Source organism: Pseudomonas sp. RL_5y_Pfl2_73, from assembly GCF_963970515.1.
GTDB lineage: Bacteria > Pseudomonadota > Gammaproteobacteria > Pseudomonadales > Pseudomonadaceae > Aquipseudomonas.
Genome location: NZ_CAXAPD010000005.1, coordinates 289,122 through 302,125, shown reverse-complemented (window position 1 = coordinate 302,125; position 13,004 = coordinate 289,122). Strand labels below are relative to the sequence as shown.

9 protein-coding genes are annotated in these 13,004 nt (G+C 61.6%); 1 reads left to right on the top strand and 8 read right to left on the bottom strand.

Annotated features, from left to right (window positions below; all coding sequences use genetic code 11):
* Nucleotides 1–842: 842 nt before the first annotated feature.
* Both AACY42_RS07470 and purL read right to left on the bottom strand, forming a co-directional pair.
* A complete protein-coding gene (locus tag AACY42_RS07470; RefSeq protein ID WP_339478239.1) occupies nt 843–1,154 on the bottom strand; it encodes a YqfO family protein in 312 nt (103 codons plus the stop codon).
* Between the two features lie 4 nt (nt 1,155–1,158).
* The gene (purL, locus tag AACY42_RS07465; protein ID WP_339478237.1) at nt 1,159–5,055 is read right to left on the bottom strand and encodes a phosphoribosylformylglycinamidine synthase; all 3,897 of its coding nucleotides are present in this window, start codon (nt 5,053–5,055) and stop codon (nt 1,159–1,161) included.
* A 288-nt stretch (nt 5,056–5,343) separates the two neighbouring features.
* Between purL and mltF the strand changes: the two genes are divergently transcribed.
* Nucleotides 5,344–6,804 carry a membrane-bound lytic murein transglycosylase MltF gene (mltF, locus tag AACY42_RS07460; protein WP_339478234.1) on the top strand — a complete coding sequence of 487 codons (1,461 nt, stop codon included), beginning with the start codon at nt 5,344–5,346 and terminating at the stop codon, nt 6,802–6,804.
* A gap of 61 nt (nt 6,805–6,865) precedes the next feature.
* Here mltF and pdxJ read toward each other — a convergent pair whose 3' ends face one another.
* From pdxJ to lepA, 6 genes are all read right to left on the bottom strand, one after another.
* The gene (gene pdxJ, locus AACY42_RS07455) at nt 6,866–7,609 is read right to left on the bottom strand and encodes a pyridoxine 5'-phosphate synthase (RefSeq protein ID WP_339478232.1); all 744 of its coding nucleotides are present in this window, start codon (nt 7,607–7,609) and stop codon (nt 6,866–6,868) included.
* 49 nt (nt 7,610–7,658) lie between these two features.
* Nucleotides 7,659–8,348, bottom strand: a complete 690-nt coding sequence (recO, locus tag AACY42_RS07450) for a DNA repair protein RecO (protein WP_003205262.1) — start codon at nt 8,346–8,348, stop codon at nt 7,659–7,661.
* Between the two features lie 170 nt (nt 8,349–8,518).
* The gene (era, locus tag AACY42_RS07445) at nt 8,519–9,421 is read right to left on the bottom strand and encodes a GTPase Era (protein WP_003205264.1); all 903 of its coding nucleotides are present in this window, start codon (nt 9,419–9,421) and stop codon (nt 8,519–8,521) included.
* Entirely contained in the window at nt 9,414–10,103 is a 690-nt protein-coding gene (rnc, locus tag AACY42_RS07440) for a ribonuclease III (RefSeq protein ID WP_003205268.1), read from the bottom strand. Before rnc ends, era begins: the two co-directional genes overlap by 8 nt.
* A gap of 183 nt (nt 10,104–10,286) precedes the next feature.
* The gene (gene lepB / locus AACY42_RS07435; RefSeq protein ID WP_339478228.1) at nt 10,287–11,141 is read right to left on the bottom strand and encodes a signal peptidase I; all 855 of its coding nucleotides are present in this window, start codon (nt 11,139–11,141) and stop codon (nt 10,287–10,289) included.
* Nucleotides 11,142–11,146: 5 nt separating this feature from the next.
* On the bottom strand, nt 11,147–12,946 hold the full coding sequence (lepA, locus tag AACY42_RS07430; RefSeq protein ID WP_339478225.1) for a translation elongation factor 4: 1,800 nt from the start codon (nt 12,944–12,946) through the stop codon (nt 11,147–11,149).
* Between the last annotated feature and the right edge of the window lie 58 nt (nt 12,947–13,004).

The window sequence follows — 13,004 nt, the reverse complement described above, 5'->3', positions numbered from 1 at the left end:
CTCCCAAATTAGATCTTCAGCAGACACGATATTCGTGTGCCCCCGGAGCTCCTTTGTGGGAGCGAGCTTGCTCGCGATGAGGCCAGCAGCCCAACATCCATGTGACTGAACCACCGCCATCGCGAGCAGGCTCGCTCCCACATTAGATCTTCAGCAGACACGATATTCGTGTGCACCCGGAGCTCCTTTGTGGGAGCGAGCTTGCTCGCGATGAGGCCAGCAGCCCAACATCCATGTGACTGAACCACCGCCATCGCGAGCAGGCTCGCTCCCACATTTAATCTCCAGTGAACACAAAATTTATGCCCAACACAGAACCACTGTGGGAGCGGGCTTGCTCGCGATGGCGGTGGGTCAGCTTGCATCAGTATTGGATGTACCGCCGTCTTCGCGAGCAAGCTTTGCTCCCACAGATCTGACAGGTGTACGACCGAGAGAACCAGGTCGGCTGTTAGGCCGCCTCGCGGTGGACGTTGATCTCGGGCGCCCCGTTAACCACGATGGCCGAACGCAGGCATTGCGCAGTGGGCAACCCGGCATGGATGCCGGGTTAGCCGCGCTGGGCCATGGATGGCCCTTCGCGGCGGGCCCACGGAGCAATGCCGGAGTGAGGGCACACCGAGCCTAAGCGAGGTGCCGAGTGGTGGGGCAGGAGCGTTTTGGTTACTTTTGACTGGGCCGGCTTCCGGGCTTTTCAAAAGTGACCCGCCGTCAGGGCGGAACCCTAAGCAGCCGTGACCCAGCAACGGATATACACACAAAACCCACACCCAATAAAAAACCCGCTGATCCACTCAGCGGGTTTTTCATTTAGCGATTTAAGCGATTCAAGCGCAGGAAGATCAAAAACCCTCCAACCGCCACACCTCATACGCCGGCGTCTCATAGGGATGGCTGAGCTTCAAAACCTCCACCACCGCACGAATCAACTCATCAGCAACGACAAGCTCCACCTTCCATTCCTCGACCTGCTCAACCTGCCCCGCCTCACCAATGAACGGCTGGCTGCCGTCCAACGGGCGAAACTGGCCCAGGCCCAACACTTGCCAGGCGCAGTGGTCATAGTCGCCGATTCGCCCGCCACCGGCAGCGAATACGGCGCTTTTGACCACGTCCAGATGGCTGGCCGGGACGAAGAAGCAGAGCTTGTACACCGCCTCAGTTCACCCAGACGCGCGCGTTGCGGAACATGCGCATCCATGGCGCGTCTTCGTTCCAGTCGTCCGAACGCCACGAGTTCTGCACCGCGCGGAACACACGCTCCGGGTGCGGCATCATGATCGTGACGCGACCGTCGCGGCTGGTCAGGCCGGTGATCCCGCGCGGCGAGCCGTTCGGGTTGGCCGGGTAGGTTTCGGTGACCTTGCCGTGGTTGTCGACAAAACGCAGCGACACGCAACCGGACAGGTCGGCTTCGAGCAGTGCTTCTTCGCTTTCGAATTCCGCGTGGCCTTCGCCGTGGGCGATGGCGATCGGCATGCGCGAACCGGCCATGCCCTGCAGGAAGATCGAGTTCGACTCCTGGACCTGGACCATTGCCACGCGCGCTTCGAACTGCTCGGAACGGTTACGCACGAAGTGCGGCCAGAACTCGCTGCCCGGGATCAGCTCGTGCAGGTTGGACATCATCTGGCAACCGTTGCACACGCCGAGGGTGAAGCTGTCGGCCCGTTCGAAGAAGCCCTGGAACGCATCGCGGGCACGGCTGTTGAACAGCGCCGACTTGGCCCAGCCTTCACCGGCCCCAAGTACGTCACCGTAGGAGAAACCGCCGCAAGCGACCATGCCCTTGAAGTCGTTCAGGTCGACACGACCGGCGAGGATGTCGCTCATGTGCACGTCGATCGCGTTGAAACCGGCGCGGTCGAACGCTGCCGCCATCTCCACTTGACCGTTGACGCCCTGCTCGCGCAGGACCGCCACTTGTGGGCGAACACCCTTTTTGATGTAGGGCGCGGCCACGTCATGGTTGACGTCGTAGCTGAGTTTGGCGCTCAAGCCCGGGTTGTCTTCTTCCAGCAGCGCGTCGAATTCCTGCTCGGCGCAGTCGGCGTTGTCGCGCAGGCGCTGGATCTGGTAGCTGGTTTGCGCCCACTGGCGCTGCAACAGGCTGCGCTGGCCTTCGAAGACGGTGTCGCCGTTGAAGGTGATGTTGATGTGGGCGTTGTTGATCGGCTGGCCGATCACCGAGACGCAGTCGGCCAGGCCGGCTGCGCTGAACTGGGCGAGGATGTCCGGGGTGGCGTCCTGGCGAACCTGGATCACCGCGCCCAACTCTTCGTTGAACAGGATGGCCGGAATTTCGGCTTTGGACTCGGCAACGCTGTCGAGGGTCAGGCTCAGGCCGCAGTGACCGGCAAAGGCCATTTCCACCACGGTGGTCAGCAAACCGCCGTCGGAACGGTCGTGGTAAGCCAGCAGGTGACCATCGGCGTTGAGGCCCTGGATGACGGCAAAGAATGCCTTCAGGTCTTCGGCATCGTCGACGTCCGGCGCTTGCGAGCCGAGCTTGCCATGCACCTGGGCCAGGATCGAGGCGCCCATGCGGTTCTGGCCACGGCCCAGGTCGATCAGGATCAGGTCGGTGGTGCCCTTGTCCATGCGCAGTTGCGGGGTCAGGGTCTGGCGGATGTCGGTGACCGGGGCGAAGCCAGTCACGATCAGCGACAGCGGCGAGGTCACGCTCTTGTCCACGCCTTCGTCGTTCCAGCGAGTGGCCATGGACATGGAGTCCTTGCCCACCGGAATGGTGATGCCCAGCTCAGGGCACAGCTCCATGCCGACAGCCTTGACGGTGTCGTACAGGCGGGCGTCTTCACCCGGGTGACCGGCGGCGGACATCCAGTTGGCCGACAACTTGATGTCGGAAATCTTGCCGATGCGCGAAGCCGAGATGTTGGTCAGGGTCTCGCCGATCGCCATGCGGCCCGACGCCGGGGCGTCCAGCAGCGCCAGCGGCGTGCGCTCGCCCATGGCCATGGCTTCGCCGGTGTAGACGTCGAAGCTGGTGGCGGTCACGGCAACGTCAGCCACCGGCACTTGCCACGGGCCGACCATCTGGTCACGGGCCACAAGGCCGGTGATGGTGCGGTCGCCGATGGTGATCAAGAAGCTCTTGCTCGCCACGGCCGGGTGATGCAACACGCGCTCGATGGACTCGGCGAGGTCGAGGGTCGACGGATCGAAATCGTCGCCCAGCTCCGCTTCGCGAACGGCCGAACGGTGCATGCGCGGGGCCTTGCCCAGCAGCACTTCCAGCGGCATGTCCACCGGGCTGTTGCCGAAATGGCTGTCGGTGACGGTCAGTTGCGGCTCGGCGGTGGCTTCACCCACCACGGCGAACGGGCAGCGCTCGCGCTCGCAAATGGCCTGGAAACGTTCGAAGTCGGCCGGACCGACCGCCAGGACGTAACGCTCCTGGGATTCGTTGCTCCAGATTTCGTGCGGGGCCATGCCCGGCTCGTCATTTGGAATGTTGCGCAGTTCGAAGCGGCCACCGCGGCCACCGTCGTTGACCAGTTCCGGGAAGGCGTTGGACAGGCCGCCCGCACCGACGTCGTGGATGAAGCTGATGGGGTTGTGTTCACCCAACTGCCAGCACCGGTCGATGACTTCCTGGCAACGGCGTTCCATTTCCGGGTTTTCCCGCTGGACCGAAGCGAAGTCCAGGTCGGCCGAGCTGGTGCCGGTGGCCATGGAGGAAGCGGCACCGCCACCCAGGCCGATCAGCATGGCCGGGCCACCGAGGACGATCAGCTTGGAGCCGACCAGGATCTCGCCTTTCTGCACGTGTTCGGCGCGGATGTTGCCCATGCCGCCAGCCAACATGATCGGCTTGTGGTAGCCACGGACTTCCTCGCCACGCGGGGTGGTGATGGATTGTTCGAAGGTACGGAAGTAGCCGGTCAAAGCCGGACGGCCGAATTCGTTGTTGAACGCCGCGCCCCCAAGAGGACCTTCGATCATGATGTCGAGGGCGTTGACGATGCGCTCAGGCTTGCCGTACGGCTTTTCCCACGGCTGTTCGAAGCCAGGGATCTGCAGGTTCGACACGGTGAAGCCGGTCAGGCCGGCCTTGGGCTTGGCACCGCGCCCGGTGGCGCCTTCGTCGCGGATCTCGCCACCGGAACCGGTGGATGCACCCGGGAACGGGGCAATCGCGGTGGGGTGGTTGTGGGTCTCGACCTTCATGAGGATGTGCACCGGCTCCTGGACCGCACCGTACTGGCGGGTCTCAGGGTTCGGGTAGAAACGACCGGCAACGTTGCCGACGATCACCGCCGCGTTGTCCTTGTAGGCCGACAGCACACCTTCGTTGTGCATCTGGTAGGTGTTCTTGATCATGCCGAACAGGCTTTTTTCCTGGTTCTGGCCGTCAAGGTCCCAACTGGCGTTGAAGATCTTGTGGCGGCAGTGCTCGGAGTTGGCCTGGGCGAACATCATCAGTTCGATGTCGTGGGGGTTACGCTTCAAGCCCTGGAAGGCGCTGACCAGGTAATCGATCTCGTCTTCGGCCAGGGCCAGGCCCAGCTCGACGTTGGCTTTTTCCAGCGCGGCACGGCCGCCGCCCAGTACATCGATGGCGGTCAGTGGCTTGGGTTCGGCGTGGCTGAAGAGGCCAGCGGCCTGCTCCAGGTTGCCCAGGACGACCTGGGTCATGCGGTCATGCAGGCCGTCGGCGATCAGTTGGGCCTGGGCCTCGCTGAACTCACCGGCGACATAAAAGGCAATACCGCGCTCCAGGCGCTGGATTTTCGCCAGGCCGCAGTTGCGGGCGATGTCGCTGGCCTTGCTCGACCACGGCGAAATGGTGCCGAAACGCGGCAGTACCAGGAACAGGCGACCGGCCGGCTCCTGGACAGGAACACTGGGACCGTACTTCAGAAGGCGCGCAAGCACCTGCTGTTCGTCGCCGGTCAAACCGCCGGTGACTTCGGCGAAGTGAGCGAATTCAGCATACAAGCCACTGACAGCCGGTACCTTCTGGCTCAGTTGCTCAAGGAGTTTGCTGTGGCGAAAGGCAGAAAGGGCAGGAGCGCCGCGCAGGATCAACATCTTCGGGACAGCCTCGGGAAGGGGGTGTGCTTTGAGGCCGTGCATTCTAGCCTAAACCGCCGGCAACGGCACCCGAAACGGCACGTGCGGTGCTGGCCGAATGTCGGTCTTTGCCCGCACGGCGGTATTGGCCCCCCATGCCAACGCTCCCGAAGAGATATTTTTCAGCGACGCAAAGCCCTGCGCGCCCCGGCCGGCCTGTGTCGCGGACATGTTTTGCAATGGCTAGCAGACTGGCCTTTTGCTGTCGAGATATGGCGGTAGGGGTCGTTTGCGTATACTGCGCAGATGTTTTCCCCAACGGCTTTGCGTCCGCGATATGCCAAATGGCTGATCGCAACCGGACTCTTCCTGGTGCTCAGTGGCTGTGTTGAGAAACCCAACACACTGGAGCGCGTAAAGGAGGATGGCGTGCTGCGGGTGGTTACCCGAAACAGCCCCGCCACCTACTTCCAGGATCGCAATGGTGAAACCGGCTTCGAATACGAGCTGGTGAAGCGCTTCGCCGACGATTTGGGCGTGGAACTGAAGATCGAGACCGCCGACAACCTCAACGATCTGTTCAACCAGATCGGCAAGCCCAACGGCCCGGTACTGGCGGCGGCGGGCCTGGTCAGCAGCGAACAGCGCAAGAAGCAGGTGCGGTTCTCCCGCTCCTACCTGGAAGTCACCCCGCAAATCATCTACCGCAACGGCCAATCACGCCCCACCGATGCGGCGGCCCTGGCGGGCAAGAAGATCATCGTGCTCAAGGGCAGCACTCACGCGGAACAACTGGCGCAGCTTAAACAGCAGTATCCGGGCATCGAATACGAAGAGTCCGACGCCGTCGAAGTTGTCGACCTGCTGCGCATGGTGGATGAGGGCCAGATCGACCTGACGCTGGTGGACTCCAACGAAGTGGCGATGAACCAGGTGTACTTCCCCAACGTGCGCGTGGCGTTCGACCTGGGCGATGCCCGCAGCCAGAGCTGGGCGCTTGCCCTCGGCGAGGACAACAGCCTGCTCAACGAGATCAACAGCTACCTGGACAAGGTGCAGAAGAACGGCACCCTGCAGCGCCTCAAAGACCGTTATTACGGGCACGTTGACGTCCTTGGCTACGTGGGCGCCACCACGTTCGCCCAACACTTGCAGCAACGACTGCCCAAATACGAACAACATTTCAAGGCCTACGCCAAGAAAGAGAAAGTCGACTGGCGCCTGCTGGCCGCGATCGGCTATCAGGAATCGCTGTGGCAACCGACGGTCACGTCCAAGACCGGCGTGCGCGGCCTGATGATGCTGACCCAGAACACCGCCCAGGCCATGGGCGTGTCCAACCGCCTGGATCCGAAGCAAAGCATCATGGGCGGTGCCAAGTACCTGGCCTACACGAAGGAGCAGTTGGACGAAAGCATCGAAGAGCCCGACCGCACCTGGTTCGCCCTCGCCGCCTATAACGTGGGCGGCGGTCACCTGGACGACGCCCGCAAACTGGCGGCCAAGGAAGGGCTGAACCCGAACAAGTGGCTGGATGTGAAGAAGATCCTGCCGCGCCTGTCCCAGAAACAGTGGTACCGCAAGACCCGCTATGGCTACGCCCGGGGCGGCGAGCCGGTGCATTTCGTGGCGAACATCCGTCGCTACTACGACATCCTGACCTGGGTGACGCAGCCACAGCTCGAAGGCAACCAGGTGGCCGAGGGCAACCTGCACGTGCCGGGTGTCGACAAGAGCAAGCCGAGCCAGGAATCCCCGCAGCTCTGACAGCCAGACACCCCCCTTAATGTGGGAGCAAGCTTTGCTCCCACAGGGGATGGTGGCGGGATCAGGATTTAGCGGCAGCCAGGATCAGCGCTTTCATTTGCGCCACCGCCGACTTGAACCCGACGAACAACGCATGGGCCACCAGCGCGTGACCGATGTTCAGTTCGTTGATGCCCTTGATGGCCGCGACGGCTTCGACGTTGTGGTAGTGCAGGCCATGGCCGGCGTTGACGATCAGGCCCTTGGCCAGGCCGAAGGCGACGCCGTCAGCCACTCGCTGCAGCTCATCGGCCACATCCGTGGGGGTCTCGGCATCGGCGTAACGGCCCGTGTGTAGTTCGATGGCCGGCGCGCCAACACGCTTGGAAGCCTCGATTTGCCGTTCGTCGGCATCAATGAACAGCGATACCTCGGCGCCGATCTTCGACAGGCGCTCCACCGCCATGCTGATCCGCGCCTCCTGCCCCGCCACGTCGAGCCCGCCCTCGGTGGTCAGCTCCTGGCGAGTCTCCGGCACCAGGCAGATGTGCGCCGGGCGGATGAGCTCGGCGAACGCCATCATTTCTTCGGTCACGCCCATTTCGAAGTTCATGCGGGTTTGCAGCACGTCCTTGAGCAACAGCACGTCACGCTCCTGGATGTGACGACGGTCTTCACGCAGGTGTACGGTGATGCCGTCGGCGCCCGCCTCTTCCGCGTCCAGTGCGGCCTTGACCGGATCCGGGTAACGCGTACCGCGGGCCTGGCGCAGGGTGGCGACGTGGTCGATGTTCACGCCGAGAAGAATGCGATTGCTGGTGCTCACGAAAAGGCTCCTGAATGGACAAATAGTCGGCCCACAGCATACGGGTTGATCAGGGCTTGCGAAACAACTCACGACTGACCAGTGGCCGCCCGCCCAGATGCACGGCCAGGGCCTGACGCATCAGCCGCTTGGCTGCCGACAAGGCGCCTGGTGCACTCCAGTCGGCCTCGGCCATCGCCAGCAGCTCGGCGCCGTTGAACAGCCCCGGTTGCAACAGGTAGACCTGCTCCAGGCCAGCATCCACCTGTAGGCGGTAAAGACCGTCCGCCGCAATAGGTTCGCCATGCAGGTCGGTGTTCAGGGCGAAGCCATAGCCCAGGTCATCCAGCAGCCGCCACTCGAAGGAGCGCAGTAGCGGTTCAAGCGGACGGCCTTCGGCCAGGGCCAGCAGCGTGGCGGCATAGTGGTCGAAGACGGCCGGGTGGGGATCTTCGGCGGGCAGCAGGCGGATCAGCAGTTCATTGAGGTACAAGCCGCTGAACAATGCCTCGCCATTGAGCCAGGCGGCGACGCCATTGCTTTCCATGCGTCCGACATTTTTCAACTCGCCCCGGCCACGGAACTCGACTTCCAGCGGCACGAACGGCCGCGCCAACGTCCCGGCCTTGCCCCGCGCCCCACGCAACACCGCCCGCAGCCGCCCTTGCGGCGTGAGGAAGTCCACCAGGGCGCTGCTCTCGCGGTAGGCGCGGCTGTGGAGGACGTAGGCAGATTGGCCGGTGGGTTGGGTTGGGGGCATGGGAATCAGAGTTCTCAATGAGTAATGCAATTTTACTGACAACCACAAACCACTGTGGGAGCGAGCCTGCTCGCGATGAGGGACTGATATTCAACAGGGATGTTGACTGACAGACCGCTATCGCGAGCAGGCTCGCTCCCACAGTGGAATTCATGCACTCAAGTAAACGATTACAGGTCGCCGTAACCCAACGAACGCAACGCCCGCTCGTCGTCGGACCAGCCGCCCTTCACTTTGACCCACAGGTTGAGCATGATCTTGGAGTCGAACAGCAGTTCCATGTCCTTGCGCGCCTCGGTGCCGATGCGCTTGATGCGCTCGCCCTTGTCGCCAATGATGATTTTCTTCTGGCCGTCACGTTCAACGAGAATCAACGCATGGATGTGCAGGGTCTTGCCCTGTTGCTTGAACTCTTCGATCTCGACCGTGATCTGGTACGGCAGCTCGGCCCCCATCTGGCGCATGATTTTCTCGCGCACCAGTTCGGCGGCGAGGAAACGGCTGCTGCGGTCGGTGATCTGGTCTTCGGGGAAGAAATGATCGTTTTCTGGCAGGTGTTCGGCAATCACCCGCTCCAGCGCGTCGAGGTTATGGCCGTGTTGGGCAGAGATCGGGATGATCTGGGCGTTCGGCAACTGTTCCTGCAACCAGGTCAGGTGCGGCATCAGTTCAGCCTTGTCTTCGATGCGATCGGTCTTGTTCAGCGCCACGATCAAGGGACCTGTCACGTACTGAACGCGTTCGAGGACCATCTGGTCTTCTTCGGTCCACTTGGTGCGGTCGACCACGAAGATCACCACGTCGACGTCTTTCAACGCCGCCGAGGCAGTCTTGTTCATATAGCGGTTCAGGGCCTTTTCGCCGCCCTTGTGCATACCCGGGGTGTCGACGTAGATCGCCTGCACGGCGCCTTCGGTCTTGATGCCCAGCATGTTGTGGCGGGTGGTCTGGGGTTTGCGCGAGGTGATCGCCAGCTTCTGGCCCAGGATGTGGTTCAGCAGCGTGGACTTGCCCACGTTCGGCCGACCGACAATGGCGACATAGCCGCAGCGGGTGACGGTTGTATCAGTCATTGCCATTCTCCACACCCAGGGCAATCAGTGCTGCGGCGGCCGCTACCTGTTCGGCAATACGACGACTCACACCCTGACCCCGGCTTTTTTCGTTCAATAGGACAACTTCGCATTCCACGAAGAAGGTACGGCAATGCGGCTCACCCTGGATATCCACGACTTCGTAGCGCGGCAACTCGCAACTGCGTGATTGCAGGAATTCCTGCAAACGGGTCTTGGGGTCCTTGTTGGTGTCCACCAACGTGAGGCTGTCGATCTCGGAGGTCAGCCAGGCCAGCACGCGTTCGCGCGCCATTTCCATACCCGCATCCAGGTAGATCGCGCCAATCAACGCCTCCAGGGCATCGGCCAGAATCGACTCGCGACGGAAACCGCCGCTTTTCAGCTCACCGGAGCCCAGGCGCAGGTAGTCGCCCAGGTCGAAACCACGGGCCAGTACCGCCAGGGTCTCACCTTTTACCAGGCGCGCGCGTAAACGCGACAACTGGCCTTCGCGGGCCAGCGGAAAACGCTCGAACAGCGCCTCACCGGCCACAAAATTGAGGATGGCATCACCGAGGAATTCGAGGCGCTCGTTGTTGCGCCCGGCAAAACTGCGGTGAGTGAGGGCCAGGAGCATCAGGTCCTGGTCCTTGAAGGTGTAACCGAGCTGACGCTCGAGACGGCTTAGAGAAACGCTCACGGTTTACCCACGCTGAGTTCGTGGCTGGATTCCACCGCCGCGGCAGCAAGGTGCCGTTGGCTTGGGACAATTAACGCTGTGTTCAAAAATACGTCCTGACTATCGTTGGCTTCATGCCTTCGGGCAACCTTGTGCAGGCTCCAGAAAAGCATTCGGCGCTGTGTTCAACAGCGCCGTGTGTGATTACTTGATCAGGCCAACCCGCGAGAAATTCGGCAGGTGACTGAGTTTGGGTTCCGGCCAGCTCATCCAGACCGCAAAGGCCTTGCCGACGATGTTCCGGTCCGGGACCATGCCCAGCAGGTCCTTGGGAATGTTCGGATCATCCCAGTACCGGCTGTCGTTGGAGTTGTCGCGGTTGTCGCCCATCATGAAGTAGTGCCCCGCCGGCACGGTCCACGAATGGTCCGGTGCAGCGCGGTAGCGGCTCATTTCCTTGCGGATCAGGTGCTCGGCCTCGCCGAGTTTTTCCTGGTAGAACTCGGCACTGCCCAATGTGCCCGGCTCGGAGCCGATCAGCTGTTCAGCCACCGATTCGCCATTGACGAACAGGCGCTTGTCGGCGGTGTAGCGGACCGTGTCGCCCGGCAAGCCGACGACACGCTTGATGTAGTTGACGCTCGGGTCGCTCGGGAAGCGGAACACCATAACATCGCCGCGTTGCGGGTCACCCACCTCGATGACCTTCTTGTCGATCACCGGCAGGCGGATCCCGTAGGAGAACTTGTTCACCAGGATGAAGTCGCCCACGTCCAGGGTCGGCTTCATCGAGCCAGACGGGATCTGGAACGGTTCCACCAGGAACGAACGCAGCACCAGCACGATGAACAGCACCGGAAAGAACGACTTGCCGTATTCGACCAGCAGCGGTTCCTTGTTGAGTTTTTCGACCACCATACCATCAGGCTGGCTGACGCTGCCCTGATAAGAGGCGATGGCCGCCCGGCGCCGAGGCGCCAGGAACAACAGATCAAGCAACGCCAACAGGCCGCAGACAAACACGGCGATAACCAGCAACAGCGGGAAATTTAGCGACATAGGACCTAACTATCCAACCTGAGCACCGCAAGGAAGGCTTCCTGTGGAATTTCCACGTTACCGACCTGCTTCATGCGTTTTTTACCGGCCTTCTGCTTTTCCAACAGCTTGCGCTTACGGCTGACGTCGCCACCGTAGCATTTGGCCAATACGTTCTTTCTGAGCGCCTTGACGGTTGTACGCGCCACAATCTGCCCGCCAATGGCGGCCTGGATTGCCACATCGAACATCTGCCGCGGAATCAGTTCCTTCATCTTCTCGGTCAATGCACGACCTTTGTAGTGCGCGTTGTCACGGTGCACGATCAAGGCCAGGGCATCGACTTTCTCACCGTTGATCAGCACATCCAGCTTCACCAGATTAGCCGATTGGTAACGATCGAAATGATAGTCCAGCGAAGCATAGCCGCGACTGGTGGATTTAAGCCGGTCGAAGAAGTCCAGCACCACTTCGTTCATCGGCAGGTCGTAGGTCACCTGGACCTGCGTGCCGAGGAACAGCATGTCGTGCTGCACACCGCGCTTCTCGATGCACAGGGTAATGACGTTACCCAGGTGTTCCTGAGGCACAAGGATGTTGGCCCGCACGATCGGCTCGCGCATGTCCTCGATGGCCGACAGGTCCGGCAACTTGGACGGGTTGTCGACGTAGAGGGTTTCGCCATTTTTGAGCAACAGTTCGAAGATAACCGTCGGTGCCGTGGTGATCAGGTCCAGGTCGTACTCGCGCTCCAGGCGCTCCTGGATGATTTCCATGTGCAACATGCCCAGGAACCCGCAGCGGAAGCCGAAGCCCAGGGCATCGGAGCTTTCCGGGGTGTATTGCAGGGACGAGTCGTTCAGGGTCAGCTTTTGCAGGGCTTCGCGAAAATCCTCGAAATCGTCGGAGCTGACCGGGAACAGGCCGGCATAGACCTGCGGCTGGATGCGTTTGAAACCTGGCAGTACATCGACGTCGGGGGTGGAACTCAAGGTCAGGGTGTCGCCAACCGGCGCCCCGTGGATGTCCTTGATGCCGGCGATGATGAAGCCCACTTCACCGGCTTTCAGGTCTACGGTGGCGGTGTGTTTCGGGTTGAATACACCGACGCTGTCCACCAGGTGGATCTTGCCGGTGGACTTGACCAGGATCTTGTCGCCCTTCTTCACGCGGCCATGGCGCACGCGAACCAGGGAAACCACGCCCAGGTAGTTGTCGAACCAGGAGTCGATGATCAACGCTTGCAGCGGATCTTCGATGTTGCCGGTCGGCGCGGGAATGGTGCGCACCAGGCGCTCGAGCACTTCGGCCACGCCCAGGCCGGTCTTGGCACTGCAAGTAACCGCGTCGGTGGCGTCAATGCCGATGATTTTCTCGATTTCTTCCTTCACGCGGTCCGGATCGGCCTGGGGCAGGTCGATCTTGTTCAGCACCGGCATGACTTCCAGGCCCTGCTCGATGGCCGTGTAGCAGTTGGCAACCGACTGGGCTTCGACGCCCTGGCCAGCATCGACCACCAGCAGCGCACCCTCGCAGGCCGCCAGCGACCGGCTGACTTCATAGGTGAAGTCGACGTGGCCTGGGGTGTCGATGAAGTTCAGCTGATAGGTGATGCCGTCACCGGCCTTGTAGTAAAGGGTAACGCTGTGGGCCTTGATGGTGATCCCGCGCTCACGCTCGAGATCCATGGAATCCAGGACCTGGGCTTCCATTTCACGCTCGGCCAGACCGCCGCACATCTGGATGAAGCGATCGGCCAGCGTCGACTTGCCATGGTCAATGTGGGCGATGATGGAGAAATTGCGGATATGACTCAAATCACTCACGGATCAACACTCAAAAAGGCTGCAGGCATAGCCCGCCGAAAAATAGCCGGGAATTGTA

Coding starts and splice junctions, on each gene's coding strand:
- era (WP_003205264.1), bottom strand. CDS start 9,421: ATGACTGATACAACCGTCACCCGCTGCGGCTATGTCGCCATTGTCGGT.
- mltF (WP_339478234.1), top strand. CDS start 5,344: ATGTTTTCCCCAACGGCTTTGCGTCCGCGATATGCCAAATGGCTGATC.
- purL (WP_339478237.1), bottom strand. CDS start 5,055: ATGTTGATCCTGCGCGGCGCTCCTGCCCTTTCTGCCTTTCGCCACAGC.
- recO (WP_003205262.1), bottom strand. CDS start 8,348: ATGCCCCCAACCCAACCCACCGGCCAATCTGCCTACGTCCTCCACAGC.
- lepB (WP_339478228.1), bottom strand. CDS start 11,141: ATGTCGCTAAATTTCCCGCTGTTGCTGGTTATCGCCGTGTTTGTCTGC.